This is a genomic window from Pseudoalteromonas sp. JB197 (assembly GCF_002332205.1).
In the GTDB taxonomy this organism is placed as follows: Bacteria; Pseudomonadota; Gammaproteobacteria; order Enterobacterales; family Alteromonadaceae; genus Pseudoalteromonas; species Pseudoalteromonas nigrifaciens.
The window spans coordinates 893,094-919,633 of record NZ_NRGZ01000001.1 but is presented as its reverse complement, the minus strand read 5'-3'; the positions used below and the strand labels follow the sequence as shown (position 1 = coordinate 919,633).

Here is a 26,540-nt window from a genome sequence, read left to right as displayed (position 1 = left end):
GTGTTGTTTATTTATAGCTTAATAAGCAATCCTAAAATTAACGGTTTATTAATTAATTAATTAATAAATTCTATTAAACTACACGATTAAAATGCCTATTTAGAGCCGCCATGTTATCAGCTTTCTTTATTACTGACCAAGATCCTAGTTTAATTATAAACGGGGTTTACGATCCTCTCTTGGTTTCTCTTTCAGTTTTAATAGTGATATTTGCCGCTTTTTTTACTACAAAACTCATTGATTTAGCTAAAAAAACTACTTTCCCAAGCTATCAACGTTTAGCTACTGTAACCGCTGCAGCTGTTTTTTCTGCGGGTATTTGGAGCATGCATTTTATTGGTATGTTAGCTTATTCTTTGTGTACTAACATTAAATATAACCCAACTATTACCTTACTCTCTTTTATACCGGCATTTTTGGCATGCCAATATGCTGTATCTATACTGGTAAAAAGTAATGGTAACTTTAAAGTATTAGCTATTTGCTCAGTATTATTAGGCTCGGGTATTGGCACTATGCATTACAGTGGTATGGCGGCGATGGAGCTTGCGCCTATGCTACGGTATGACCCAGTTATGTTTGGGTTGTCTATTTTAATGGCCGTTGCCCTATCGTTTATAGCTTTATATAGCCGCTTTAATCTTGAAAGAATTTTCCCTCGGTTATCACAGTTACAAATTCGTTCAACCAGCGCCGTTATATTAGGCTTTGCTGTTACTGGTATGCATTATATGGGTATGGCAGCAACCCGTTTTGTAGCAACTTCTCCTCTTATTTACGCAGACGAAAATCCGTCTGCTGGGCTTACATTTATTGCAATTGCGGTTGCCACTGCAACTGTTGCAATAACCAGCGTGGTTGCTGTAATTAATGGTATGGTACGCTATAAACTGCTACTTGAAGAGAAGTCAGCCGACGAGTCGCGGTTAAACGCCATATTAGAAACAGCAATAGATGGCATTGTGACTATTGATCATCAAGGTATTATTTTAAGCTTTAATGATGCTGCGAGTAAGATTTTAGGTTGGCGAGAACATGAGTTACAAGGTAAAAGTGTACAGATTCTTTTAAATGATAATAACGCCTTAAACAATGCGTCATCATCTGGCGATATGACTCTTGATTTAAGCGCTATTATAGGCATAAACCGCGATACTTTTGCTAAACATAAAGATAACCATTTGATCCCTGTGCGCCTTGGTATTGGACAAGTGACGCAAACTGGGCAACCGCCTTTGTATGTTGGCTTTATTACTGACTTAACGCAGCAACGAGCGCTACAAAAAACGGTTGTTGAAAATGAGCAAAAATATCGCTCATTAATGCAAAATATGCCAGGCGTTGCCTTTAGATGTAAATTTGATACTAACTACACCATGCTATTTGTTAGCCCAAGTATATTGGATTTAACTGGCTATACACCGGATGAATTTATTGAGCAACACATTGAGTTTACGGACCTGATTTTAAAGTCTGACCAACAAATGATTATTACCACGCTCACTAATGCCGTTACCGAAAAGCGTCAATACTCTGTTGAATATAGAATTCGCCATCGCAACGGCGCAACTGTATGGGTATTAGAGAAAGGTAGTTTTGACTTTAATAATACCGATGTAGCACAGTGGATTGATGGTGTACTTGTTGATATTACTGAGCGCAAAGAGTATGAAGCAAAATTAGAGCACGCTAAACTGCAAGCAGAAGAAGCTGCCAATGCTAAGCAATCTTTTATGGCAAATATGAGCCATGAAATACGCACCCCTATGAATGCAATTATTGGCTTTAGCGATCTGCTAATGGATACACCGCTAAGTAAAGAGCAGCAAAAGCACCTTGTTACGGTTAACAATGCAGCACGCTCTTTGCTACGCCTACTTAATGAAATTCTCGACTCTGTAAAGTTAGAACGAGGAAAGCTAACCATTGAGCCTGTGCATTTTAATTTAAAGCCCGTTATCGACAGTATTATTTCAACTTTTTGGTTAGAAGCTAAAAAGAAAAACCTTAATTTAACGCTTAATATTAATAAATCAGTTAGCACCGCATACTACGGTGATCCCGACCGCCTTAGGCAAATACTTACAAACCTTATTGGTAACGCTATTAAATTTACTGAGCAAGGCGCTGTTACTGTTACCGTAAGTACCACACAAAATAATCACCTATTTTTTGAAGTACAAGATACAGGCATTGGTATTGCTAAAGATCGTATTAAAGCGGTTTTTCAGCCTTTTGTGCAAGCCGATGGCACGACCACACGTCGATTTGGTGGCACAGGTTTAGGCACAACAATAAGTAAACAATTAGTAGAGCTTATGCATGGCTCAATTGATTTAGTGAGTGAAGTTGATAAAGGCAGCTGCTTTTACTTCTCATTACCTTTTACTGTTGGTGATGAAAATAAAATAGATTATTTTGAAGGCCTACATACCGAACTACCTCCGCTTAGAATATTAGTGGTTGATGATATAGAACAAAATACAGAGCTACTTTCTATATTACTTTCGCGAGATCAACACACAGTAACCACTGCAAGTAATGGTTTAGAAGCCATTGAGGCGTTTAATCAGCAAGACTTTGATGTCATTTTAATGGACATTCACATGCCTGAATGTGACGGTATTGAAGCCACCATTAAAATTCGTGCATTGGAGCAACTAAAACAAATAAAATTTACGCCTATTATTGCATTAACAGCCAGCGTGTTACAGCAAGATAAACTAACCGCTAAAAATGCAGGCATGAATGGGTTTGCTAATAAGCCGGTTGATATCAACCAACTGAATCAAGAAATAGCACTGGTGCTTGGACTTGGCTTAGCAAAAGAAACATTAATTGCGCAAACCGACCCCGATGCCAAGCACATAGATTTTGAAAAAGGGTTAGCTTTGTGGGGCTCTAAATGTAAACAGCTTACCGAAATTACTAAATTTGTTAATACCAACGAAAAGCAATTTATAAGCTTATTTAAGCTGCAACTAAGCGATATTAAAAGTGTTTATACGCTTATTCACACTTTAAAAGGCGTGGCTGGTAATTTAGGGTTATTAACCTTAATGACACTGTTAACGCGTTTAGAGAACGCAGACGATGAAGCTGCGCTAACCAGCGTTTTGGCAGATATAAAAACTGAATTGGCGCTTATCGGCCAATTATTAGCAAGCACTATATGTAAAGAGCCCGCCAAACTTATCGACAATGCTGAGCCGTTATCAACAGCTGAGCTAATAGAAATTTGCCAAGAACTCTATGCTGATGCACAAAATGCCGAACTTAATGATGATCTTCTCGATCAGTTACAACGTAAATGTATAGCATCAGTACAAGTAGATATAGATGAAATAGCCAGTGCCTTTGATGAATTCGACTTTGATAACGCGCAAGTTAAATTAGCAAATTTACTTAAAAAGTTAACCCTAAAGGAGAATTAATTAATGGATTTTATTTTAGATAAGCCCCGCATATTAATTGTTGACGACGAGCCTGCAAACTTAAAAGTAATGCGCGAGGTGCTTGGTAATCAATATAGAATGTCGTTTGCTAAATCGGGCGCTGCCGCTATAGCATTACTTGAAAAAGAACTACCAAAGCTAATTTTACTCGATATTATGATGCCTGATATGAATGGCTTTGAAGTATGCCAAATTGTTAAAGCTAACCCTGCAACATCGCATATCCCTATTATTTTTGTTACTACACTAAGTGATGAAAGTGATGAATTTAAAGGTTTTGAACTAGGCGCTGTAGACTATATAACCAAACCCATTAGCCCTGCTATTGTACGGGCACGTGTTAAAACTCACCTGTCGTTAGTGCAAGCTGAGCAGCTAAAACAAGCTCATGTCGATTTAGTACAGCGTTTAGGTCGTGCTGCAGAATATAAAGACACCGATACCGGTGAGCATATTATACGTATGAGTCAATACAGCAAAGTACTTGCATTGGCGCTGGGTATGGATGAGCAACACGCCGAATTATTACGCCAAGCAGCCCCTATGCACGATGTAGGTAAAATAGGTATTCCGGATGCCATTTTGCTAAAACCCGGAAAGTTAACTGCCGATGAGTTTACCCACATGAAAGAGCACGCTTTAATTGGTGCACAAATTTTAGCAAATTCATCATCGCCACTATTACAACTGGCGCATGTGCTGGCAATTGAACATCATGAAAAGTGGGATGGTATTGGCTACCCCAATGGCCTAAAAGGAGAAGCCATATCGCTGGAAGGCCGTATTGTTGCCATTGCCGATGTATTTGATGCACTTACCTCAAAACGCCCCTATAAAGAGCCTTGGAGCATAGAGCAAACTCTAGAACATATGCAACAACAAGCCGGTAAACACTTCGACCCGCAATTGGTTGAGCTATTTATTGGCAAAATTGACGATATTATTGCCATAAAAAATGCTCATCAGGAGCGATTTTAATTTAGCTCTTTTTGGCTGTATGCGAGCCTAATAATACCTGCGGATACACAGTTTTAATCTGCGTATAGTCATGAGAGGTAATTTCATGGCTATTTCCGCTGTTATCTTTAAAATAAATTGAAAACGTAACGCCGTGATCAGCTAATACTGTTTTAATATTTAGGTGTTCAAAATGCTCAAGCCATGCAATAAATTGCTCCCCAGTGGCTAAAAAAGCAATGCCTTTACTACGTCCCTGTGCAGTAAATAACGCTAAACGCGTGGTAGCATTTGCATCTTCAAGGGTTAATGGCCCTTTGCCATCTTCATTCCAAAAGGCGAGCGCTTCAACCACACTAAAACCTAAAACACGCTCATACCATTTAACCGCTTGCGCTAAATCATCCACATTTAAATGACAATGATCAATCCCAGCTAGCTTAGGTATACTCACGCTGCTCTCCTATTTCAGACTTTAGTTGCTCTAAAAAGTCATGCATATACTCAGTACGTCTTAGTGCTTCGGCCTTAGCCGAGGGAGTATTCATGCTTTGAGCTATGTGTAATAACTTAATAAAAAAATGATCAAGCGTGTATTTTTTATCATCTGCTTCGCGTTGTAGGCAAAATGGGTCATCCGGGTTATATAGTAATCGACTTATTGAGCCACCTACTTTCATGCAGCGGCTTATACCAATCGCGCCTAGTGCGTCCATTCTGTCTGCGTCTTGCACTATTTGTGCTTCTACTGAGTTCACTTTAATATTGGCGCTAAAGCTATGCGCCGCTATTGCATGATGAATTTGAGTAAATAATTGCGCGTCGTAATTAATAGAAGCTAAAAAAGCAATCGCTTTATCGGCGGCCATAGTAGAGGCTTTAGCCCTATCTGGGTGGTTTTTAGCCACGGCTACACAGTCGTGTAACCATGCAGCCGGGAGCACTACCTTCATATTAGCTTGCTCTGCATCGCACAATTTAATAGCAACCCGAACTACGCGTTCAATATGGGTTATATCATGCGCCACATCGGCATGAATTAGTGTGGTAATAAAGGCTCTGCACTGTAAATTGAGCTGCTGCAGCTCAGGGCTTAACATTATGTCTGTCACAACGTGTTCCAAATACCTAATTAACATATTGAATTAGCCATACTTTACCGCGATTTATGGGCTCCATGCAAAACATTCATTGTATGTTGCCCTTGCCTTGACTAAAATACAGCGCTTATTTATTACTACTGAGAAGCTTTATGACATCTGCCGTTTACCTGCAAGCTGGCCGCGATAAATCATTAAAAAGAAAACACCCTTGGTTATTTTCCAAAGCCATCAAAAAAATTAAAGGTAAACCAGGCCTAGGTGACACAGTTACTATTCACGACAGTGAAGGTAAATTTTTAGCAACAGCAGCTTATAGCCCACATTCACAAATTCGTGCCCGTGTTTGGAGCTTTGACGAAAAAGAAGTTATTGATCAACACTTTTTTGAACGCCGCCTACGTCGTGCACTAGAAGCCCGTAGCCAAGTAATCGAAGAAGGTGGTTTAACTGGCTTTAGACTCTGCGCCGCAGAATCAGATTTTTTACCCGGCGTTACCATAGATAAGTTTGACAACGTATTAGTGTGTCAATTACTTAGCGCGGGTGCTGAGCGTCATAAAGGTGAAATTGTTGGCGCGTTAATGGCTATATTCCCTGGTATGAGCATTTACGAGCGCTCAGACGTAGAAGTACGTACCAAAGAAGGCCTTGAGCCAATTAAAGGGGCATTATGGGGCAATGAACCAACTGCCCCAGTACTCATTGCAGAAAATGGCTTTAAAATTGAAGTTGATATTATTGATGGCCATAAAACCGGCTTTTATTTAGATCAACGCGATAGCCGCGCTGCACTTGAACGCTTTTCTAAAGACAAAACCGTATTAAACTGCTTTAGCTACACGGGTACATTTTCGTTGTATGCCCTACGTGGCGGCTGTAAACACGTAACTAATGTGGATGTATCGCAGCCAGCCCTCGATACAGCTAAGCGCAATGTTGAGCATAACAACCTTGATTTAGATAAGGTTGATTTTGTCAAACAAGATGTATTTACGTTACTGCGTCAATACCGCGAAGACGGTGTATTGTTTGACACTATAGTAATGGATCCGCCAAAGTTTGCCGACAACAAAGCACAACTTACTGGTGCGTGTCGTGGCTATAAAGATATAAACATGATTGCTATGCAAATATTAAAACCAGGTGGCACCTTATTAACCTTCTCGTGTTCGGGCTTAATGGAGCAAAACTTGTTTCAAAAAGTGGTGGCTGATGCAGCTCTTGATGCTGGTAAAGACTTACTCATTATGGAGCGTTTAAACCAAGCTGCCGATCATCCTATTGCGGGTAGTTACCCTGAAGGTTTTTACTTAAAAGGCTTAATTTGTAAGGTTTACTAACGCCTAGGCTTGATTAGGGGCTGTTGATCTTTGTAGTACATATATCAATCAGCCCACATTGGTAGCCACATCATAGTAAATGCTAAAGCGAGCATTGAATGATAATTTCGTTCAAGCTTTTCATACCGCGTGGCTATCCCTCTATATTGCTTAATACGGCCAAATGCATTCTCAACCAAGTGCCGATATTTGTACATGCACCAGTCAATATCTTCATTGCCTACTAAACTGTTGCCCTTACGTGGAATAACGGGTGTAGCGTTATTATCACGAACAAACGCTCTCAGTTTTTCACTGTCGTAGCCTTTATCTGCGACAACCATATTACTTGTTGGGCAATTAGCTACGAGTGACTCTGCATGGACGATATCATGCGTATTTCCACAGGATAATTCATAATAAACAGGCAACCCTCCGCTATCGACTGCAAGATGAATTTTCGTAGAATTTCCACCTCGGCTCTTTCCAATTGATTCATTGTCAGCAGTTCTTGCACCGCAACTATGTTGATGAGCCCTGACAATACTGCCATCAATGAAGACCCAATCCATGTCCGCATCACGAGATAATGCGCGAAACAGTTCATTCAAAATCCCTTTTTTGGACCATAAATTAAACCGTCTGTAGATAGCACTCCAACGGCCAAAATCAGAAGGTAAATCTCGCCATGGAATACCTGTGCGCATCTTATACAGTATGCCTTCGAGCGTTTTTCTATGGTTGGGCTTATTATAAATTCGACCACTTAAGTACATTACTTTTGATAAGACATTCCATGTCCCGTCTGTTAACATTAATCTTGGCATGTAGGTTCGGTGTAAAGTTTTCTGGCGAATTCAATTATACCTTATCTTCATGCTGTTTGTTTTTCATACCACAAAGATCAACACGCCCTAGCATTTATACGTGGTTATTACCTATTTATATGGGCAATAACCACGCTACCTAAGCTAATTAAACTGTATTATCTCAAGTCCGGCAGTTATTGTACCATCATCTTCTTTGCTGGCGCGTATCACCTTAGCCGTTGCGTCTAAAGGCGCAATACTCGGATGAGTTGAGTCTATATGTACCAATAAAATAGTGTTTGGCTCAAGTAACTCATCTAAATGCAACGACAACCCAGTTGCACTCAAATCTACACATTCTGCATTATAATTTAAGCCAGCAATCGGCTCTATTGTGGTTAGCTTTGCTGGTGTATTGATCTGCATACGTCGAAAATTTCGCTTATCATCTGTAAACATAATTTTTCCTATACTATTTTATTAATTTGCTCTAACAACAGTGGTACAGAAAACGGCTTAACCACATAAGCATCACAGCCTGCGTCAAACCCAGCTTGTTTTTCAAGCGGTGACTCCAGCCCAGACACCATAACAATAGGGATGTTTTTTGTCTCAGGTGTATGTTTAAGCATTCTACACGTGTCGTAACCATCCAGCCCTGGCATACATACATCAAGCAAAATAATATCGGGTGGATTAGCAATAGCAGAGGCTAAACAGCTTGTTCCAGAATCGGCATAATTAACAGCAAACTTTGCGCTAAGTGCTGCTTTGAGTATTTCATAATTAAAATACTCGTCGTCTACCACTAGTAGTTGTTGTACTTTATGTTCTATTGATGAGGACATGGCTATGTCGTTTCCTTCTCAAAACAAAAAATAAGTTCTATTATTAAGCACTTAAGCTTAATAATAGACACACCTTTTACTCTATTTCTTTTATTGCATTTAACACGCGTTTTGCCGAAATTGGATACGGAGTACCCAAGGTCTGTGCAAATAAAGACACTCTCAGCTCTTGCTGCATCCAAAATATAGCTTCTACTTCTTTTGGAATAGGCATCCCTTTAGGGGTTTTGTTTGCTTGCTTTTTATATTCTTGAGCCACTTTATCAAGCTCAAGTACACATAATCTATCGCGATTTGGATCTATGGGTAACTTTTCTAAACGTTTTTGAATCGCTTTTAAATAACGGATTAAGTCACTTAGCTTAGTTGCCCCATGTTGGCTTACAAAGCCTTTAAAAACAAGAGACTCTAATTGCGATTTAATATCTCCATGCGCAGTGATCATGGTTAAATCTACCCGTCCTTTCATTTTTTTATGTAAGGCATGGGCTATACTTAACACTTGCTCTACTTGCGTGGCAATTTCAACTACAGCGTCACCAAGCTCACCACGTATATGCTCTTTTACATTTTCAAACGCGTCGCTGGTGCGAATGTCACCGTACTTTAATAATAAGCTATCAACACCGGCGGCAATGCAGTCATCAATTAAATCGGCTATTTTACCAAAAGAATTAAAATACAATCCAAGCTTAGCCTTATTTGGTAAGTTTTGCTGCAAATACTTTATTGGTGAAGGCACATTTAATAATACTAATCGGCGCAGCCCTTGTTGATGGGCAACCTGTGCTTTTACTTCGTTATCGAAAAGCTCAATAGCAGCAGTTGATTTTTTATCCACCAGCGCCGGATACGCTTTAATTTCGTATTGCCCTTGTTTTTTTACATATGAATTAGGTAGCTCGCCAAAATCCCACTGCGTTAAGTCTGCTTTTTCTATGCCTTTATCGGCTACTTTGGATAATGTTTGCGTTACTTCGCCTTGTAGCTGCGCTTTAAGTTTGGCTAAATCTAGGCCACGCGCGAGTAACTTATCGTTATCGCCACGTACTTCAAACTGCAAACGTAAATGCGCTGCCAAGGCACTTAAATCCCAGGCATCAGGGTCAACTCGCACCCCTGTCATTTTTAATAGTCGATTACTAAGTGCGTCAATTAAACTCCCCTGCAATGGCTCAATAGCCGCCAAAACAGCATCGGCATAGTTAGGCGCAGGTACAAAATTACGGCGCAGTGACTTAGGCAATGATTTAATTAAACCACTTATTAACTCATGTCGAAACGCAGGTATATGCCAGTCAAAGCCGCTTTCTTGCACTTGGTTTAATAGCGCAACCGGTATTTGTACCGCCACACCATCAACCGCTTGACCGGGATCGAAATGATACGCTAAAGGTAAAATTAAATTATCTTGCTGCCAAGTATCTGGGTAGTCAAACTCGGTAATACTGCTTGCACCATGCTGCATTAAGTCATCGCGGCTCATTTGCAAATAGTGTTTATTTTGTTGTTTTTGCGTTTTATACCATTTTAAAAATGCTGCACGATTATTAATTTCTTTTGGAATTTTTTTATCGTAAAACTCAAATAAAGTTTGCTCATCAACTAAAATATCGCGCCTGCGTGACTTGTTTTCAAGCACTTGAATATCTTCAATCAGCTCGCGGTTAAACTCTAAAAAGCTTTCGTTTAAACCCAGTTCTTGCTCAACTAATGCGGTGCGAATAAACAGCTCACGGCTCACTTTAGGATCAATATTGCTATACACGCAGCGGCGCTTATTGACGATTAGCAGGCCATATAAGGTTTGTTGCTCAAAGGCGATTACCGCACCGGGTTTTTTCTCCCAATGTGGCTCTGTATAACTGCGCTTAACCAAATGCTGCGCCAGTGGCTCAACCCAGTTAATGTCTATTTTGGCGTTAGTGCGGGCATATAATTTACTGGTTTCTACCAGCTCTGCCGACATTAGCCATTTTGGGCTCTTTTTAAATAACCCCGACCCCGGAAAAATATGAAACTGGCTATTACGCGCGCCTTTATAAATTTGTTTTTCATCTTTAAAGCCAATATGGCTAAGCATACCGCTCAGTAATGCTTTGTGAACTTGCTCACCGTCGGCAGCATTCGATGTGGCTTTCATACCCATTTCGTTGCATACGGTACTTATTTGATAAACAATATCTTGCCACTCACGAAGGCGCATATAAGCGAGGAAGTCTTTTTGGCAGAGTTTTCTAAACTGGCTATTAGTCAGTTCGCTTTGTTGCTCTTCTAAATAATTCCACAAGTTTAAAAATGCAATAAAGTCTGAATCAGGATCATCAAAACGGCCGTGTTTTTCGTTTGCCGCAGCACGTTTTTCTTGCGGGCGCTCACGGGGGTCTTGAATAGACAGTGCCGCCACTATAATAATTACTTCACGTAGCGCACCGAGCTTATGTGCGGTTAACACCATTTTAGCTAAACGCGGATCGACCGGTAAACGGCTTAATTCTCGGCCTGACTGGGTAAGCGCTGTTTTGTCGTTACGTTTAGTGGGATGTACTGCTTGGAGTTCCTCAAGCAAGGTTAAACCATCGCTAATATTACGACTATCTGGGGCTTGCACAAACGGAAACTGCGCCATGTCGCCTAAACCCAGCGCTAGCATTTGTAAAATAACCGAAGCTAAGTTAGTACGTAGTATTTCAGGATCGGTAAACTCTGGGCGCGATAAAAAGTCATCCTCAGCGTATAAACGAATACAAATACCCGCCTCTACGCGGCCACAACGTCCCATTCGCTGATTTGCACTGGCTTGCGATATTGGCTCTATAGGCAGGCGCTGTACCTTGGTGCGGTAACTATAACGGCTAATACGCGCCGTACCCGGATCAATTACATAACGAATCCCCGGTACGGTTAACGATGTTTCGGCCACGTTGGTCGATAAAATAATATGGCGGCGCGAGTGCGGTGCAAATATACGGTTTTGCTCGGCGTTTGATAGTCGCGAATAAAGCGGTAATATATCAGTGTGTTTTAAATTACGTTTACTGAGAGCATCGGCGGTATCGCGTATTTCACGCTCACCATTTAAAAATATTAAAATGTCGCCAGGGCCTTCTGCACACAGTTCATCTACAGCATCAAAAATACCTTGCAGTTGGTCGCCTTCGGCTTCCATATCTTCTTTATTTATCTCAGTAACTGGGTTGTAACGTACATCAACCGGGAAGGTTCGCCCTGATACTTCTATAATTGGCGCATTATCAAAGTGCTTTGAAAAACGCTCTGGATCGATCGTTGCTGAAGTAATTATTATTTTTAAATCGGGGCGCTTAGGGAGTAAGTTTTTTAAATAACCTAAAATAAAGTCAATGTTTAAGCTACGTTCGTGCGCTTCATCAATAATAATGGTGTCGTATTGATTTAAAAATCGATCTTGTTGAATTTCGGCAAGTAAAATCCCGTCGGTCATTAGTTTAATATAGGTATTATTCGAGACCTGATCACTAAAGCGTATTTTAAAACCAACTTGTTGGCCAAGTTCACACTGCATTTCTTCTGCAATACGATTAGCCACCGTTCGTGCTGCTAGTCGCCTTGGTTGGGTGTGGCCAATTAAGCCATCAACCCCACGCCCTAGCTCTAAACACATTTTAGGAATTTGCGTGGTTTTACCTGAACCAGTTTCACCTGCAATAATAACCACTTGGTTATTAGCAATGGCGTTTTTAATCACATCCTTTTTTTGACTCACCGGTAATTGCTCTGGGTAAGTCACTTTAGGCAGAGCCGCTAAACGCTGCGCGCGCAGTGCTTGGCTACGGGTAATGTCGGCCGCTATTTTTTCAAGCGCGTTGGCATGCTTATTCTCATCGGTTATTTTTTTTACGCCATGTAAGCGTTTTTTAAAAATGAATTGATCTTTTTTCAAGCACGTCTTTAGCTCGCCAAACAACTGACCTAGGTTTACCACCCGCATACCTTATAAAATTAGTAAAAGAGCCGCAATTGTAGCAAATTAAATGGCTGGGGTTAATCCTACAAAGTGCATAACGCTTAGTAGTTTGTTATATAAGCCACCAGCCAAACAAATAAAGCGCTTATTCGCCTTTAAAAATGCCTACATAAGTGGCTTGGGTATTTGATTTACTGGCTCTGTACATACCTGAGGTATTAAACGGCAAACTAATATTACCTTTAGTATCCACTATAATAACACCGCCCGTACCGCCTATTGGTGCAAGTACCCCATTAATCACTTCGTCCCCTGCTTGCGTTATGGTTTTACCTTGGTATTTAACGCGCGCACAAATATCGCTGGCTACATTGTAACGAATAAAATACTCACCATGGCCGGTAGCCGATACCGCACACGATTCATTTTCCGCAAACGTTCCTGCACCAATTACCGGCGCATCACCAATACGGCCATAGCGTTTGGCGGTCATACCGCCGGTTGATGTACCAGCTGCTAAATTGCCATTTTTATCCAGTGCTACCGCACCAACCGTGCCCATTTTATAGTTATTTGGCAAGGCTTTATGCGCCGCTTGATAGTCTTTACTGGTTGCTTTGGCTTTATCTAATTTTTGCTTTGCTTTTAATAATGCTTTATAGCGGTGCTCGGTATCAAATAAGTTATTTTCGATTAAGGGAATACCTTGCTCTTTAGCAAATTCTTCAGCGCCTTGGCCACTGAGCATGACGTGTACTGAATTATCCATAACCAAACGTGCTAAATTAATTGGGCTCTCTACATGCTTAACACCTGCAACTGCGCCCGCCTGACGATTACGACCATCCATAATTGATGCATCGAGCTCATGGCTGCCATCGTAAGTATAAACCGCGCCACGCCCTGCATTAAAATAAGTAGACTGCTCCATCACTTGAATCGCTGCCGTTATGGCATCTAAGCTTTCGCCGCCTTGCTCAAGTACTTTATAACCGGCCTCTACCGCTTGGGTTAATTTAGCACGATAAGCTTGCTCTTCTTTTGGCGTAAATTTACTTTTTTCAATCGTGCCCGCACCGCCATGAATGGCAATAGCAAAAGGTACTTCTGCGCTTAAGACGTTATTGCTTACGCTAATAAAACTAGTGGCGATAAGCGCCATTAAAAGTGATTTTTTCATAATGAGCTCTTATAAACTTCAGTGAAACCAATGTGGATGGTCGCTAACTATTTATCAAGTAAAGTAAGTTTAAACACATAAAAAAAGCGCCCAAAGGCGCTTTTTTTTGCTGGTTTAAATTATTACGCTTGTTGCGCTTTTAAACGAGCTAAACGTGCTACTTGATGCGTAGACGTTAAAAAAGAATAAATTGGTGCTAAATAACCACGTTTACGTAGCTCTAAAAAGTCAGCATCACTTAATTCATTAAGTTTTTTCTCATCGATAAGGTAAATACCGTTGATGTCTTTTTTCTCGCCTTTAATATCAACTGTTAGCGTTTGCGCTACTAAAAGCTCTTTATCGGCTAAAAACTTCGTAAAAGTATCTGTGATCTGTGAAAACTCAATAAACGATACTAATGCTTCTTTACGACGCTTTAAGTAGTCAGTTTCTTCGCCGTTTTCAAACAACGCATTACCTTCTTCTTCGCCAACTAATGGGCTCGCTTCGTCAATAACAATACCGTATTGATCTTGATCTGGGTGTTTTACTAAACCTAGTGGGTAGCGCGTCGTAGCCATTGGTGCAAATGCTGCCGTCCACTTATCGCCTTCAACAAACAAGTTTTCGCCTGGCTCAAGGCCAAACATAGCAACTGCTTGAAAAGTGCCTGTTTCGTTATTTTTAACGAAAGACATTGGAAATTCATTCGCTATACGCGCAAATTCATGTGCAACTACTGGCACTAAATGTTGCGTTTTCATAAATTCTACATTGATGCCGTTTTTAATTTTAGTATTGGCATGTTTTTCGTTGTGTAAAGGCTGTACTTGTTGCTCCGCCATGTTACTGCTCCGTTTATTTTTAATTTGTATGTTTCTTTGTTAATACCTTTAGGCTAATGCTTTTGAGCAAAAAAAGGAAGGGAAACTTTTATGACAACCGTTTTGATAAAATAAAATTTAAATAAATCTGCACCTTGCCAAAAAACGTACACATAACAAGGGTTAAATCTGCTTAAAAAGCACACACAGTAAGGCTACTTAACATACAGGCTTGTTTTTAATGTTAACCTGTTTTAACAAAATCACGTTACTAACCACGTTATTTTGGATAATAATTACACAAATAAAAAGGCAGCTAGTTATAGCTGCCTTTTTATTTGTTCATTCGCACTCATTTTAAATTACGGCGCCCAATAAACCTCAATATTAATACTTGGGTGATTTAGCACTGCGCGCAGTGGCATGTCGTTTACATCTCCGCCCGCTTTGGCTTGCTTATACACAGCGAGTTTTTCATCACCGCTAATAAGTAGCTTAACCACTTTAGATTGCGCTATCGCGTTTAATGTAAGTGTCATACGCTCAGTTATACTGCCAGTTACATCACTTTCAATGGCATTAATTGCACACACCAGTTGATCCGAGTTTAGGCCTATTTCTAAACCCTCTGCATGTGGGAATAATGACGCAGTATGACCATCTGGCCCCATACCTAAAATAGTCACATCATACGGGCGTTTTAACGCAGCATAAGCAGCTTCACACACTGCAGTGCCTTGCTGCGCTGTTTCGGCGCTATTTTTCATCGTGACAAAGTTAGCCACAGCACCATAGTTTTGTAATAACGTGCTGTTAATAAATGCTTCGTTACTTTTTTCGTGGCTCGCATCTACCCAACGCTCGTCAACCATAGCAACATCAACATGTTGCCAATTTAAATCAAGGGTTGATAAATGCTTATACGCAGCAGCAGGGGATGAACCGCCCGATACCATTAATACTGCACGGCCATCATTGCTTATGCCATCACGTAATGATTGTTCAAGTGTTGCTGACAGCTCCGCTGTAAGCGCCTCTTTACTATCAAAAAATTTTTCAATTATTGTTGCCATTATGCTCCCTTATCACCGGTGTTAAACCATACATGGTTGTTCTCTGCTAATAATTCGTCTGCATCTTCTGGGCCCCAGCTACCTGCACGATAAAGTGCCGGTTTGCCTTTTTCTTGCCAGCGGTCGATGATTGGATCAATCCACTTCCATGCTTGGCGTACTTCATCTCGATGGATAAATAACGAAGGATTATTAGCGGCTGCATCTAGCATTAAGCGCTTGTAGGCATCTGAGTGAAAACCATTGCTATAGGCTTGTGAAAGCTCAATATTCATCGTTACTGGCTCAAGCTGCATTTCAAGGTTATCTAATCGTTTAGACATCAATGTTAGCTGAATAGTTTCCTCTGGTTGTAGGCGAATCACCAAGCGGTTTGGCTCTATTTCGCCTACGCTGTCTTCGTATACATTGTGTGATACTTTTTTATATTGCACTACAATTTCAGCACAGCGTTTAGCCATGCGTTTACCAGTGCGCAAATAAAATGGCACACCTGCCCAACGCCAGTTATCAATATGCGCTCGAATACCTACAAAGGTTTCGGTTTTACTTGAACCTTCATTAAGCTCTTCTAAGTAACCTGGTACAATTTTACCGTTTAGATCACCTGGTACATATTGGCCACGAATAATATTTTTATCTACGTCGCTGCCAATAAGTGGACGCAGCGCTTCTAATACTTTGAGCTTTTCGTTGCGAATACTATTGGCATTAAGTTTATGGGGTGATTCCATTGCTACTAAACATAACAGTTGTAACAAGTGGTTTTGAACCATATCACGCAGCGCACCGGCTTTGTCGTAAAAGCCTGCACGGGTTTCAAGGCCCACAGTTTCTGAAATGCTAATTTGAATATTATCGATTGATTTAGCATCCCACATGTTTTCAAACAACGAGTTTGAAAAACGCAGTGCCATTAAGTTTTGAACAGTTTCTTTACCTAAGTAATGATCAATTCGGAAAATTTGCTCTTCGCTAAAATACTCTGCGATTTTTCCATTGATAGCCTCAGCAGATTCACCACAATAACCAATAGGCTTTTCAACCACTACACGTGAAGTAGGCGTTATTAAGTTTTTAACAGATAATATTTCACAGCAAGTGCCGTACACAGCAGGTGGTAGTGATAAATAAAATACGCGAGATTTAGTGCTGTCGTGCTCATCTAAAATACCTTTTAGCACATCCCAGTTATCGTCAGGGGCTGTTACATTGCTAACAACAGGTACTAAAAAAGTAGCAAAGGCTTTCCAATCTTTAGCATTAAACTCATCCTTTGCTAAAAACTCTTTTAAGGCTTTGTGTGCTGTTTCTATGTACTCAGCACGTTGGGTTTCTTCGCGTACCGTTGGCAAAATACGTGAGCCTTCAGGTAAATTACCTTCTTGATATGCTCGATACATTGCAGGTAGTAATTTGCGTAACGCAAGGTCACCACCGCCCCCAAAAATTATAATATCAAAAGGATTAAGCATAGTTACTCTCTACGTTTGTGCTACCTGGCACTACCCGTTAGGTAATCAGATATAGCGGTTTATTGCTTGAATGATGTCGGTTTTTATAAATATATTTGCACAAAAACCTGCTTTGTTATGCTGTGATGATGATGTTTTTTATTTAACCACACTGCTGGCTATTTATTATTAATTTTATCATCTGCGCTTAAAAATGGGCCTTAGGGAACTGTAATTCCTCTCACAAAAATACAGTCCCTAAGTACACCAGCGCTACCCGTTCAAAGGTATTTGGTTGCTTATGTTACTAAGCTAAATTTTTACTGCGTACGATGTTGCTTATAATACGCCATTAAGCCATTAGTTGAACTATCATGAGCATATTTAACGCGCTCATCAACTAACTCGGCTTCTATTTTTGATGCTAATCCTTTACCTAGCTCAACACCCCATTGATCAAATGAGCAAATTTCTAAAATAATGCCTTGGCAAAAAATCTTATGCTCATACAACGCAATTAAGCGCCCTACCGTTTTAGCGTCTACGCTATCTAGTAACATAGAGGTAGTTGGGCGGTTGCCTTGATGAATTTTGTGCTTTAGTAACTCATCTATTTGTGCCTGAGATTTACCCTTAGCAGTTAAATCTGCGGTGATCTCTTGCTCATCTACGCCATTCATTAGTGCTTCTGTTTGCGCAAAAAAGTTCGATAATAAAATATCGTGATGTTTATCAACGCTTACTTGCGGCTTAATTGAGGCAATAAAATCAGCCGGTACAATAACATTACCTTGATGCAAACATTGGTAAAATGCGTGTTGCCCGTTAATCCCGGTCATACCCCAAATAATTGGCACTGTTGTATAAGGCACAGTTTCACCCGCAAAGTTAACATGCTTGCCGTTACTTTCCATTTCGCCTTGTTGTAAGTACGCAGGCAACATGTGCAGCGCTTGGTCATAAGGTAAAATAGCTTGCGAGGTATAACCTAAAAAGCTGGTATTCCACACACTTAATAATGCCATAATAAGCGGAATATTTTGCTCTAGTGGTGCGTTTTTAAAGTGCTCATCAACTTCGTACGCACCCTCTAAAATTGCTTCAAAAGCGTCATATCCTGCATATAATGCAATCGGTAAACCAATAGCGCTCCATAATGAAAAGCGACCACCAACCCAATCCCACATCGTAAATACGTTGTCGTTACTAATGCCAAACTCGGCTGTTTTTTCTAAATTAGTGCTCACCGCAACAAAATGCTTAGCAATAGCGGCGTTATCTTTAGCTGTTTGTAAAAACCAATCAACCGCTGTTTTAGCGTTGGTCATTGTCTCTGACGTGGTAAACGTTTTTGATGCAATAACAAACAAGGTTGTTTCAGCATCAATATTTTTTAATACCGAGGCAATTTGTACTCCGTCAGCATTCGACACATAATGTACATTTAAGGTATCGTCACTTAATGCTTTTAATGCTTCGGTTGCCATTTGCGGGCCAAGGTTTGAACCACCTACACCTATACTTACTACATCTTTTACTGGCTTACCACTGTAGCCTAACCACTTACCACTGCGTACTTTTTCAACAAACAGTTTAATTTTAGCAAGTTCGTTATCAACCAACTCAGTTACATTTTCACCATCAACAATAAGTGGCGTATGAGCGCGGTTACGTAATGCTGTGTGTAACACTGCTCGGTTTTCGGTGATATTAATTTTTTCACCGTTAAACATTTTTTCACGCCAAGCGCTAATGTCACACTCTTTAGCTAATGCAATTAACTGCGTAAAAACATCTTTATCAATACGTTGTTTTGAGTAATCAAATAATAATCCAGGGATTTGCGTAGAAAACTGAGAAAAACGCGCGTCATCTTTAGCAAATAAATCCCTAAGATGGCTTTGTTTCATCTTGGTTGCACTTTTTTCAAGCGCTTGCCAACTTGCTAATTGCGAACGGTTAGTCATGTAAACATCCCCTAAAATATTAATCTATTGATTTAAATGTATTTATTATATAAAACTTAGTTAATTAACATATATAGCAAAGTTAAAAATGAGCTGTTTTTATATTTTATGCTGTGAATGATAACGTAATTTTTTGCTTTTGACACCGGTATCATAAAATTAATATATTAATTTAACAACCCATTCAGAGGCGACTCAGTTAGCTTAATTTGGCAAATAAATAAAAAGGCCGACAAATGCCGACCTTAATTATATTTATTTGCTAACTAATTTTAACTTCCCAGTGCCAAACCGCCATTTAAATTATAAACCGAGGTATAACCTAGCTCAATTAAATTAGCTGCTGCCAACTTTGAGCGGTTACCACTGCGGCACACTAAAATATATTGATTATTTTTATCTAGCTGCTGCTCTACTATTGCGTTTGCCATACGGCTAAGCGGAATATTTAAGGTTTTAGCAGTAGCAACATTTAACAGTGATGAAATATTATTAGCGCCATGCTCATAGGGTTCGCGCGTATCAATTAAATATACATTGCCGTGGCTGAGCATTTCTTTTGCCTGTGAATAACTCAATTGCTGTGTATTTGTATCTGGTTGCGCATTTACATAACCACAAAGCTGGTTGTTATTATCTGTTTGTTTTTGCTCATCGTGCTGCTGCTTTTTAGCAGCAAATTCATCTTTCGTTATTTGCTTAGATAATAATGCGCTCAATAAAGGAGTTTGCTGTTGTTGCACCGCCCAGTTCATAGCAAAACACTGTTGGTAATCGTGTCCTGAGCAAATAACCGCCTCTGGGGTTAACTGCTGCGCTAATAATATTAACGAGTCAGCCATTTGCTCTGCACTACCACCAAGCAAATGAGTATTACCCAGCCCCGCTGGTAAAATGAGATCACCACAAAAACAATAGCGAACCTCACCCGAGGCTTCTTTTAATAAGTAACTCACACTGTCTTGGCTATGCCCAGGTGTGGCAAGTTTTTCTAGGCGTTGCCCATTTAAATTAATCACCGTTTGGTTAACTGGCCAACCCAATTGATCAACCTCTCCTGCTACTAAACGTGCTGCTAACACACTGCGTAATAGGGTAATTGCACTATTACGCTCTTGGTGAGCATGGGTGTCTAAAATAGCGGCTATGGTTAAATTTTGCGTATTGGCTATTTTTTCAAAGCGCGGTATTAACTCTATAATAGGGTCGATGATCACCGCCTGGTTGTTGCTATTAACATATAACCAGCTGCACGCGCCTTGGTGCCTAAATTGGGTTAAGCCTAGTGCACATAATTCCTGCGTAGGTGTAGCGCTGTCAGATACTACCAGGCAATTTGCTTGTAATACTTGTTTAAGGGCGCGAATTCGCTCACAGGCATGGTCAATATCTTGTTGCGTGGCGGCAGGTCCAAACGATAAACGTATGGCGTTTTCACTTTGCCACTGGCTTGCACCCATTGCATCTAGTACAAAACTTTGTGAAGCACCAGTACTACACGCAGAGCCGCCGCTCACGCGTATGCCGGCAGCATCAAATAAATCAATAACTTCTTTACTGGTTAAGTCGTTAACCGCAAAATTAAGCGTGGTGGGCACTGAGTATGCAAAATCATGGTTAAAGGTAATGGCACCAAATGTATCGCTTATTGCATTGTGTAATTGGCTGCGATATTGCGCAAGCACAGCACTTGATTTAAACGTGTCATCAGTTTTATCTAATAACAAACTAAATAACTTATTAAGTCCTGCAATACCAGGGAGATTTTCAGTACCTGAGCGCATACCACTTTCTTGCCCGCCACCGGCTATAAATGCCGTATAAGCACTGCCTTGACGAATATATAATAAGCCAATGCCTTTGGGAGCGTAGAGTTTATGGCCCGAAAACGGTGCGTAATCTATTGTTGTTTCGCTCAACATAAGCTGCTGCTTACCTAATGCTTGAACGCAATCGACCATCCAAGACACGCTGCTATTGCGATTACGAATAACCTGCTCTATTGCCGCTAGATCTTGGTATACACCGGTTTCATTATTAACCGCCATAGTGCAAATCATCAGCGCATCATCAATATGCTGAGCAATAAAATCTAAGTCTAAAATACCGTTACTATCAACCGGAATAGCAAGTACTTGAGCGTTAATCTCTAGCACTTGATTCCAATGTTTTAGGGTGTTTGGTACTGCTTTGTGCTCTGTAGCGCCATAAAGTAACACCGGATTTTTTTTATTATGGGTTTTAGCATTTATCAGCGTAGACACTACAGCCGTTTGAATACCTTCGGTTGCCCCAGAGGTAAATAAAATATCACCATTATTAGCGCCAATTACCGCGCGTGCTTTTTGTCGAGTTTGCTCCAATAAGTGCTTAGCTTGAATACCCGTTATGTGTGGGCTAGAAGGATTACCAAAACAGGTTTGCATTGCATGGCACACCACATCAACTATGCATGGCAACACAGGGGTCGTTGCATTTGCATCAAGGTAAACTTGTTTTACTGGCTCATCGGGTAATAAATACTCAGACATTAAAAAACGCACCTTATTACTAATAAATATATCTTATACCAATATTACATAGTTTTGGCTGCAATAGATAATAATCAATTAGTTTTAAAGATGCGTTTTCTATGCTTTTTTATACTTAAAGCGGTGTTAACTTTTAGCTCAGCTCTTTAATGATTTCTTCTTGAGTAGATGACCACGCATTGATCAGCGCTTTGACTAATGACGCCAGTGGAATGGCAAAAAATACGCCCCAAAAACCCCACAAGCCACCAAAAAACAATACCGCTACAATAATAAATACCGGATTTAAATCAACCGCTTCAGAGAACAATAAAGGCACTAGTACATTGCCATCAAGCGCTTGAATAATACCGTAAATAATTAAAATGGTCCAAAATTGGGTTTCAATTCCAAACTGAAACAACGCCACTGCCGCCACCGGAATGGTTACCAATGCCGCACCCACAAAAGGGATCAACACCGAAAAGCCCACTAATACTCCCAATAACGCAGCATAGCGTAAATCAAGTACCGTAAAGGCAATAAACGACACCGAGCCAACAATCAGTATTTCAAACACTTTACCGCGAATGTAGTTCATTATTTGCTGATTCATTTCATTCCACACCTGCATTATTAAGCGTCGTTGTTGCGGAATAAGTTTAGCAATACTGTGGCTAAGCTCTAGTTTGTCTTTAAGCATAAAAAACACTAACAAGGGCACTAAAATTAAGTAAATTAACCACGCAACCGCATCTTTTAAAGACGTGAGCGACACCGACAGCACTACTTGACCAAATTCAATTACTTTAGTCTCTACTGTTAATACAATTGTTTGTACTTGTTCTGCAGTAATTAAACTAGGGTACTGCGCAGGCAAGGCCAATAAAAACGATTTTCCTTGCTCTACCATATGCGGTGTTTCTTGAAATAAATTACTGGTTTGCTGCCACAGCACAGGGCCAATAACTAAAATAAGTGTCAGCATAATACCTGTAAATATAAGCATAACAATTACTGTAGCGGTAAAACGCCTTAACCCAAAACGCTCTAAGTGCAGTACCGGCCAATCGAGTAAATAGGCAATAATAAGTGCCACCAATACCGGCACTATCAAAGATCCAATAAAATATAATAAGGCTACTAACGCCAATAATAAAAATAATAAAGTAACTGAATGAGGATCAGAAAACTTTTTTTCGTACCACGCTTTTATATATTCAAACACGTAATGGCTCCACTAATAACATTCCTTGGCGCTTATTTAAGGTATAACAATATGCATGCTTTTGTAAAAATCGTTCAATGTCGTTTATATTTTCTGCATTATTAAAACTAAAAGTAATACTTTGTTGTAACGACACGGCTTTACGCAGCCCAAGTTTAAATTGAATAAACTGCTGTGGGCATTTATAAGCTGATAAATTTTGCTCTAGCATACTCGTTTCACCTTGAGTTCACATCAATAATAAGTCCCATAGTCACCACCTAAAAATGTATTAAGTGTGAACATGCATAACTTTTCCTTAAAACAACCTCGGCATTAACCTATCCTTAGGGCATAATTAGCAGTAAGGATAGGTTAATGCCTGGCACGCATAATAAAGCGCAATTACCCAGTAATCCAACACTCAAAGAGATTAATTGGTATAAAAAACAAATAAATTGGGGCGAATTACCACCTTTTTTATCACCTTGTTGCCTCATCGGTCAGCGAAGCTGAAGGTATTTTAGAACATGGGTTTGATAATGCAGTAAAAAGCCTTTTAGACAAACGTAATTGGAACCTTGATCTACTTGACGGCTACGAAACCGAGCTAGGCGAAATTCAATGTAATAAAAAGCCACGCATTGCACTGCATCAAGTATTTACCGAGCGTGGTTTTGAGCTTTGGGCTCAACCTTACGCTAAAGATGTTATTATTGATCAATACGTTAAAAATAATCGTTTTATGGAATTTAAAGTATGGGATCCACTTTCCATGAAGTGCTTAATTAGAATAAATCAATTACATACATTTATTGGCTTTTATTTTGAACGTGGAGACAAAGCCGATAAAACTATTATTTTACACGCACACAAGGTAGTGCATAAAATTATTACTTTTTTACAAATACAATTGAACGTAGTAAAGCTAGATGGGGTCACAATAAAAGCGCTTTATCAATTATGTGAAAAAGACAGCCGTGCATGCAGTGACGAAATAAACATTGCCAAAATTGCTCTTGGTGAACCAATTAACAGGGAATAAAATGCAGCTAAAATCAGCCTTTATCACTTTATGTAGTGCCGCGCTTACATTTAGCCTATTAGTAAGTGAGCCTTTAAAGGCGCAAACAAACTTTAAATTGCCAGATTTAGGTACCTCAGCCTTACAAGTGCTGCCGCTCGAAAAAGAACAAGCGATTGGCGAAGTAATGATGATGCAAATTAGAGGCTCGTCGCCAATAATTAACGACCCTGTGCTTGATGAGTACTTAACCACAGTGGGCCGTAAACTTGTGGCTAGCGCCAATGATGTGCGGTTTCCGTTTTCATTTTTTTGGTTAAATAACTCTGAAATAAACGCCTTTGCATTTTATGGCGGCCATGTAGGCGTACACACCGGATTAATTGCGCAAGCTGATGATGAAAGTCAATTTGCATCGGTACTTGGCCATGAAATTGCCCACGTTACCCAGCGCCATTTAGCACGGCGCCTACAGCAGCAACAAGACAACAGCGCAATGACTATAGCCGGAATGATTGCCGGTATTTTAGCCGCTGTAGTCGTGCCCGATGCTGGTATTGCTATTATTTCAGCAAGCCAAACACAATCGGCATTTAGCCAACTAACGCATAGCCGCTCAGCAGAGCAAGAAGCCGACCGTATTGGTATGCAAACGCTTAATAATGCAGGCTTTGATCCGCGTGCATCAAGTGAATTTTTAACTAAACTCGCTGCGCAAATTCGTTATAAATATAAGCCACCTGCGTTTTTACTTACTCACCCGCTTCCTGAGAGCCGTGTGTCTGATGTAAGATTGCGTGCGCAGCAATACCCTAAACGCCAAGTAAACCCGAGCCTTGAGTTTAATTTAGCAAAGAGTCGCGTGCTGGCAAGATACGACAATAAACCAGAAGCAGCAGAATCGCTGTTTAGAAAATTAATTCGCGAAAATAGCTACAATAATGCCGCCCTAAAATATGGCTTAGGCATTAGTTTGCTGGATCAAAAAAAGCTTGATGAAGCGCAGCCTATTTTAGATGAACTACTAAAAAGCGATCCTAAAAACTTATTTTATATAGATACCTATACCGATTTATTAATAGCGCAAAAAAAGGCCGCTGAAGCCGTTACCTATTTAGCAGAATTAAACAATTACCGCCCTAACAATCAGGTAATTACGCTAAACTATGCCAACGCAGCCCTAGAAGCAAAGCAATACGAGCTTGCCGAAAACATCTTAAAAAGCTTTTTACTAGAAAAACCAGATCACAGTTTAGGTAAGCAACTATTAACCGACGCCTATAAAAAGCAAGAAAAACTCGCCGCCTATCACGAAGCCAATGCCGATGTATTATCGCAATACGGCGCTTATTTAAAAGCTGCCGACGAAATACAAAAAGCACTCAACTTTATTGAGCCAAACGAGCTAGTTAAACAACAAAGGTTAAAAGCGCTACTTACACAATACCGACTTTTACAAAAAGAGCTTGCTAGACTTTAAGTCTACAAGCGCTTGGCCTAAAATGGCCGCAACTCATTTATTGGAAGCATTTTATGTCTGTAACTATTTATCATAATCCGCGCTGCTCTAAATCGCGCGAGACCCTAGCTTTATTACAAAGCAAAGCTATTGAGCCAAGTATAGTTGAATACTTAAATACGCCTTTAAGTAGCGAGCAGCTAACTACATTAGTTAAGCAGCTGGGTTTTACATCTGCACGCGAGTTAATGCGCACCAAAGAAGACATTTACAAAACGCTAAACTTAAAAGATGAAACCAGTGAAGCTGCACTTATTAATGCTATGGTACAAAATCCAAAACTAATTGAGCGCCCTATTGTGGTTAACAATGATAAAGCTGCTGTTGGTCGCCCTCCAGAAAACGTATTAAGCGTTTTATAATGAGCACGACCATAGTGGTACTTTACCATTCAAGCCATGGCTCAGTTGAAGCTATGGCCCATGAAATTGCCGAGTCTATAGAGCAACAAGGGGCCAGCGCTTTGCTGCGCACTTTTGTTGCTAAAAACCCACACGACATTATTATCACTAAAGACGATTTAATAAACTGTGATGGCCTTGCCTTTGGCACACCTACTCGCTTTGGTATGATGGCCTCTCAAGCAAAAATGTTTTGGGAAACCACCAGCGAATTATGGTTAAAAGGGCAATTAATTGACAAGCCAGCCTGTGTTTTTTCGTCGTCAAGCAGTATGCATGGCGGCAACGAAGCCACATTACTGAACTTATCGCTACCGTTACTGCACCATGGCATGATGTTACTCGGTGTACCTTACGATGTACCCGAATTGCTGGCAACACAAACCGGTGGCACGCCCTATGGTGCAACACATGTTGCTGGTAGTAGTAATAGTACTGAATTAAGTAAAGACGAAATTAAAATATGCCAAAGTGTTGGCAAACGCCTCACTCAAATTGCGAGAAAACTTCAATGAAAACAGCTGAAATTCCAGCTAAAAAGCCAATTACTATTAAATTTCAACGTACCGCGATTTTTGGTTATGTCGGTTTATTAATTTTAATGCCGTTATGGATGTTTGTATTTGCACCGAGAGAAGGCCACAGCAATGGCTTTATTTTTGCCGTGTACATACTGCCATTATTATTTCCTCTTAAAGGCATAATTCAAGACAAAGCGTATACGTATGCATGGGCAAACTTTATTGTTATGCTTTACTTTATTCATGGCCTTACATTGCTTTGGGTAGCGCAAGATGAGCTGGTATGGGTATTGTTAGAGCTACTATTTGCCTCTGCTATGTTTATTGGCTGTACCTACTATGCTAGGCATCGTGGGCAAGAACTTGGCTTAAAAATTCGTAAATTGAAAGACGATCTCGCCGAAGAAAAAGCAGCGCACGAGCACGAAAAAACAGATTAAA

At 40.1% G+C, this 26,540-nt stretch carries 21 protein-coding genes and 1 pseudogene; 8 read left to right on the top strand and 14 right to left on the bottom strand.

Translation table 11 applies throughout. The features are described 5' to 3' along the window. Positions 1-110 precede the first annotated feature (110 nt). Positions 111-3,434 carry an MHYT domain-containing protein gene (locus CIK86_RS04435; RefSeq protein WP_086993305.1) on the top strand — a complete coding sequence of 1,108 codons (3,324 nt, stop codon included), beginning with the start codon at positions 111-113 and terminating at the stop codon, positions 3,432-3,434. Between the two features lie 3 nt (positions 3,435-3,437). Then, positions 3,438-4,433, top strand: a complete 996-nt coding sequence (locus CIK86_RS04430) for a two-component system response regulator (RefSeq protein WP_086993304.1) — start codon at positions 3,438-3,440, stop codon at positions 4,431-4,433. 1 nt (position 4,434) lies between these two features. On the opposite strand, the gene CIK86_RS04425 is transcribed toward CIK86_RS04430, so the two are convergent. Beyond that, complete coding sequence (locus tag CIK86_RS04425) at positions 4,435-4,866, bottom strand: VOC family protein (RefSeq protein ID WP_086993303.1); 432 nt, start codon at positions 4,864-4,866, stop codon at positions 4,435-4,437. After that, on the bottom strand, positions 4,853-5,524 hold the full coding sequence (locus CIK86_RS04420; protein ID WP_041454389.1) for an HD domain-containing protein: 672 nt from the start codon (positions 5,522-5,524) through the stop codon (positions 4,853-4,855). The genes CIK86_RS04425 and CIK86_RS04420 overlap by 14 nt, the downstream gene beginning before the upstream one ends. A gap of 140 nt (positions 5,525-5,664) precedes the next feature. On the opposite strand from CIK86_RS04420, the gene CIK86_RS04415 reads away from it, so the two are divergent. Then, complete coding sequence (locus CIK86_RS04415) at positions 5,665-6,855, top strand: class I SAM-dependent methyltransferase (RefSeq protein ID WP_086993302.1); 1,191 nt, start codon at positions 5,665-5,667, stop codon at positions 6,853-6,855. Between the two features lie 44 nt (positions 6,856-6,899). Here the strand turns inward: CIK86_RS04415 and CIK86_RS04410 are convergent, their stop codons facing one another. The 12 genes from CIK86_RS04410 to CIK86_RS04355 form a co-directional block, all read right to left on the bottom strand. Then, positions 6,900-7,661 (bottom strand): IS5 family transposase, encoded by a 762-nt coding sequence (locus tag CIK86_RS04410; protein WP_089367531.1) that lies wholly within the window; start codon positions 7,659-7,661, stop codon positions 6,900-6,902. Between the two features lie 144 nt (positions 7,662-7,805). Then, on the bottom strand, positions 7,806-8,102 hold the full coding sequence (locus tag CIK86_RS04405; RefSeq protein WP_086998101.1) for a PilZ domain-containing protein: 297 nt from the start codon (positions 8,100-8,102) through the stop codon (positions 7,806-7,808). 8 nt (positions 8,103-8,110) lie between these two features. After that, positions 8,111-8,491, bottom strand: coding sequence for a response regulator (locus CIK86_RS04400; protein WP_086998104.1), 381 nt, complete (start codon positions 8,489-8,491; stop codon positions 8,111-8,113). 76 nt (positions 8,492-8,567) lie between these two features. After that, complete coding sequence (gene hrpA, locus CIK86_RS04395; protein ID WP_176359699.1) at positions 8,568-12,455, bottom strand: ATP-dependent RNA helicase HrpA; 3,888 nt, start codon at positions 12,453-12,455, stop codon at positions 8,568-8,570. A gap of 127 nt (positions 12,456-12,582) precedes the next feature. Next, positions 12,583-13,617 carry an isoaspartyl peptidase/L-asparaginase gene (locus tag CIK86_RS04390; RefSeq protein WP_086998110.1) on the bottom strand — a complete coding sequence of 345 codons (1,035 nt, stop codon included), beginning with the start codon at positions 13,615-13,617 and terminating at the stop codon, positions 12,583-12,585. Between the two features lie 122 nt (positions 13,618-13,739). Then, a complete protein-coding gene (locus CIK86_RS04385; RefSeq protein ID WP_086998113.1) occupies positions 13,740-14,444 on the bottom strand; it encodes a SapC family protein in 705 nt (234 codons plus the stop codon). 341 nt (positions 14,445-14,785) lie between these two features. Then, entirely contained in the window at positions 14,786-15,496 is a 711-nt protein-coding gene (pgl, locus tag CIK86_RS04380) for a 6-phosphogluconolactonase (protein ID WP_086998116.1), read from the bottom strand. Continuing rightward, the gene (gene zwf, locus CIK86_RS04375) at positions 15,496-16,971 is read right to left on the bottom strand and encodes a glucose-6-phosphate dehydrogenase (protein WP_011327826.1); all 1,476 of its coding nucleotides are present in this window, start codon (positions 16,969-16,971) and stop codon (positions 15,496-15,498) included. Before zwf ends, pgl begins: the two co-directional genes overlap by 1 nt. A 299-nt stretch (positions 16,972-17,270) precedes the next feature. Beyond that, the gene (gene pgi, locus CIK86_RS04370) at positions 17,271-18,917 is read right to left on the bottom strand and encodes a glucose-6-phosphate isomerase (protein ID WP_086998119.1); all 1,647 of its coding nucleotides are present in this window, start codon (positions 18,915-18,917) and stop codon (positions 17,271-17,273) included. Between the two features lie 272 nt (positions 18,918-19,189). After that, positions 19,190-21,448, bottom strand: coding sequence for an aminotransferase class V-fold PLP-dependent enzyme (locus CIK86_RS04365; protein WP_086998122.1), 2,259 nt, complete (start codon positions 21,446-21,448; stop codon positions 19,190-19,192). 133 nt (positions 21,449-21,581) lie between these two features. Further along, on the bottom strand, positions 21,582-22,655 hold the full coding sequence (locus tag CIK86_RS04360; protein ID WP_011327823.1) for an AI-2E family transporter: 1,074 nt from the start codon (positions 22,653-22,655) through the stop codon (positions 21,582-21,584). Then, entirely contained in the window at positions 22,648-22,866 is a 219-nt protein-coding gene (locus tag CIK86_RS04355) for a hypothetical protein (protein WP_011327822.1), read from the bottom strand. The genes CIK86_RS04360 and CIK86_RS04355 overlap by 8 nt, the downstream gene beginning before the upstream one ends. A gap of 146 nt (positions 22,867-23,012) precedes the next feature. On the opposite strand from CIK86_RS04355, the pseudogene CIK86_RS04350 reads away from it, so the two are divergent. The 5 genes and pseudogenes from CIK86_RS04350 (at position 23,013) to CIK86_RS04330 (ending at position 26,539) form a co-directional block, all read left to right on the top strand. Then, a pseudogene (locus CIK86_RS04350) lies at positions 23,013-23,679 on the top strand (hypothetical protein). 1 nt (position 23,680) lies between these two features. Continuing rightward, positions 23,681-25,138 (top strand): M48 family metalloprotease, encoded by a 1,458-nt coding sequence (locus tag CIK86_RS04345; RefSeq protein WP_011327820.1) that lies wholly within the window; start codon positions 23,681-23,683, stop codon positions 25,136-25,138. A 53-nt stretch (positions 25,139-25,191) separates the two neighbouring features. Next, positions 25,192-25,539 carry an arsenate reductase (glutaredoxin) gene (gene arsC / locus CIK86_RS04340; RefSeq protein WP_011327819.1) on the top strand — a complete coding sequence of 116 codons (348 nt, stop codon included), beginning with the start codon at positions 25,192-25,194 and terminating at the stop codon, positions 25,537-25,539. Further along, entirely contained in the window at positions 25,539-26,093 is a 555-nt protein-coding gene (wrbA, locus tag CIK86_RS04335; protein WP_011327818.1) for an NAD(P)H:quinone oxidoreductase, read from the top strand. The genes arsC and wrbA overlap by 1 nt, the downstream gene beginning before the upstream one ends. Next, positions 26,090-26,539 carry a DUF2069 domain-containing protein gene (locus CIK86_RS04330; protein ID WP_011327817.1) on the top strand — a complete coding sequence of 150 codons (450 nt, stop codon included), beginning with the start codon at positions 26,090-26,092 and terminating at the stop codon, positions 26,537-26,539. Before wrbA ends, CIK86_RS04330 begins: the two co-directional genes overlap by 4 nt. Position 26,540 lies beyond the last annotated feature (1 nt).

Excerpts from the sequence above, each read along its gene's own strand:
- CIK86_RS04435 (WP_086993305.1), top strand. The coding sequence starts at position 111 with ATGTTATCAGCTTTCTTTATTACTGACCAAGATCCTAGTTTAATTATA.
- CIK86_RS04430 (WP_086993304.1), top strand. The coding sequence starts at position 3,438 with ATGGATTTTATTTTAGATAAGCCCCGCATATTAATTGTTGACGACGAG.
- CIK86_RS04415 (WP_086993302.1), top strand. The coding sequence starts at position 5,665 with ATGACATCTGCCGTTTACCTGCAAGCTGGCCGCGATAAATCATTAAAA.
- CIK86_RS04410 (WP_089367531.1), bottom strand. The coding sequence starts at position 7,661 with ATGCCAAGATTAATGTTAACAGACGGGACATGGAATGTCTTATCAAAA.
- CIK86_RS04405 (WP_086998101.1), bottom strand. The coding sequence starts at position 8,102 with ATGTTTACAGATGATAAGCGAAATTTTCGACGTATGCAGATCAATACA.
- CIK86_RS04400 (WP_086998104.1), bottom strand. The coding sequence starts at position 8,491 with ATGTCCTCATCAATAGAACATAAAGTACAACAACTACTAGTGGTAGAC.
- CIK86_RS04390 (WP_086998110.1), bottom strand. The coding sequence starts at position 13,617 with ATGAAAAAATCACTTTTAATGGCGCTTATCGCCACTAGTTTTATTAGC.
- CIK86_RS04385 (WP_086998113.1), bottom strand. The coding sequence starts at position 14,444 with ATGGCGGAGCAACAAGTACAGCCTTTACACAACGAAAAACATGCCAAT.
- pgl (WP_086998116.1), bottom strand. The coding sequence starts at position 15,496 with ATGGCAACAATAATTGAAAAATTTTTTGATAGTAAAGAGGCGCTTACA.
- zwf (WP_011327826.1), bottom strand. The coding sequence starts at position 16,971 with ATGCTTAATCCTTTTGATATTATAATTTTTGGGGGCGGTGGTGACCTT.
- pgi (WP_086998119.1), bottom strand. The coding sequence starts at position 18,917 with ATGACTAACCGTTCGCAATTAGCAAGTTGGCAAGCGCTTGAAAAAAGT.
- CIK86_RS04365 (WP_086998122.1), bottom strand. The coding sequence starts at position 21,448 with ATGTCTGAGTATTTATTACCCGATGAGCCAGTAAAACAAGTTTACCTT.
- CIK86_RS04355 (WP_011327822.1), bottom strand. The coding sequence starts at position 22,866 with ATGCTAGAGCAAAATTTATCAGCTTATAAATGCCCACAGCAGTTTATT.
- CIK86_RS04345 (WP_011327820.1), top strand. The coding sequence starts at position 23,681 with ATGCAGCTAAAATCAGCCTTTATCACTTTATGTAGTGCCGCGCTTACA.
- arsC (WP_011327819.1), top strand. The coding sequence starts at position 25,192 with ATGTCTGTAACTATTTATCATAATCCGCGCTGCTCTAAATCGCGCGAG.
- wrbA (WP_011327818.1), top strand. The coding sequence starts at position 25,539 with ATGAGCACGACCATAGTGGTACTTTACCATTCAAGCCATGGCTCAGTT.
- CIK86_RS04330 (WP_011327817.1), top strand. The coding sequence starts at position 26,090 with ATGAAAACAGCTGAAATTCCAGCTAAAAAGCCAATTACTATTAAATTT.